The organism is Streptomyces sp. 13-12-16 (genome assembly GCF_002114215.1).
Classification (GTDB): domain Bacteria; phylum Actinomycetota; class Actinomycetes; order Streptomycetales; family Streptomycetaceae; genus Streptomyces.
The window spans coordinates 1-1,237 of sequence record NZ_NCTE01000994.1 but is presented as its reverse complement, the minus strand read 5'-3'; the positions used below and the strand labels follow the sequence as shown (position 1 = coordinate 1,237).

The 1,237-nt window shown below is 76.3% G+C and carries 1 protein-coding gene; it reads right to left on the bottom strand.

Annotated features, from left to right (window positions below; genetic code table 11):
• Positions 1-917: SigB/SigF/SigG family RNA polymerase sigma factor (locus B7767_RS33860; protein ID WP_179167398.1), on the bottom strand; the 917-nt coding region annotated here is incomplete at its 3' end.
• Between the last annotated feature and the right edge of the window lie 320 nt (positions 918-1,237).

Below are 1,237 nucleotides of genomic sequence, written 5' to 3'. Positions count from 1 at the left end.
GCCGGGCGTACCGGGCCGGCGGCTCCCGCGGGACGTACCGGCTCCTCCGTGCCACGGAGGCCGTACCAGGTGCGCGCCGGCCGGGCCGCCCGCCCGGTGGCCGGACCCCGTGCAGCCCGGCCGGCTCCCGCACACGGCTCACCCGCCAGGAGCGCCTCGCGGAGCCGGTCGAAGCAGCGCCGCAGAATGCGTGAGACCTGCATCTGGGAGACGCCGACGGCGTCCGCGATCTGCTGCTGGGTGCACTCCCGGTAGAAGCGCAGGTAGAGCACGCGGCGGTCGCGCTCCGGCAGCCGCTTCACCAGGGCGGTCAGGGACACGGTGTCGACCACCCGGCCGAGCGCCGGGTCCTCCGCGCCGACCAGACGGGCGAGCGGGATCTCCTGGTCGTGCCCGGCGGGCTCGTCGAGGGAACGCGCGCGGCACGCGTGCACCGCCCGCAGCGCGGACAGCACGCGGTCCTGTCCGAGCCCGGTGTGCGCGGCGATCTGCTCCGGGGTGGGCGAGCGGCCGCCGAGCCGCTGTTCGAGCTCCTCGACGGCCTGGAGGATCCGGCCGCTCGCCTCCTGCAGGGGGCGGGGCAGCCGTACGGTGGCCGTGCGGTCGCGCAGATGGCGCCGGAGCTCACCGGTGACCTTGGGGACCGCGTACGACAGGAAGGCGTGGCCCAGGGCGGGGTCGTAGCCGTCGACGGCCTTGACCAGCCCCAGGGACGCGACCTGTACGAGATCGTCGAACTCCTCCCCGTGGCGCTGGAAGCGGCGCGTGACACGCCGCGCCATCGGCAGCAGCAGACGGATGACGTGCTCCCGGAGGGCGGCCCGCCGCGGTCCCGGCGGGTGTTCCGAGAGCTCGCGCAGCAGCGAGTCGAGCTGTTCCGAGGACGGTTCCGGTACGGCGTCGCGTGTCCGGATCACGTCGGCGGCTGAGGGGGACATGGGCCTCTCGGGGGTGTGACTCCGCTGTGGTCGGCGTTCGGGCGCGACAGCCGCTCCGCGCGGGAGCGGTGTGCGCGCCAGTCTCGGGGTCACCCTTCGGCCGGGCCCCGAAACACGGCCTGAGCCGCGTGCGGGATGCCTGTCCGTCCCGCGAGTGACGTCGGGCGCCGGCGGGTTGCGCTCCGGGCCGGTACGTGTCGTCCGGCCGGGACGGTGCGGCACGGGGCGGTGGCGGTGGGCGTCGGCCGGGTGCGCCGCCACCGGCCGGTGGCCCGCCCCGTCCGGGGAGGGCGGAACCG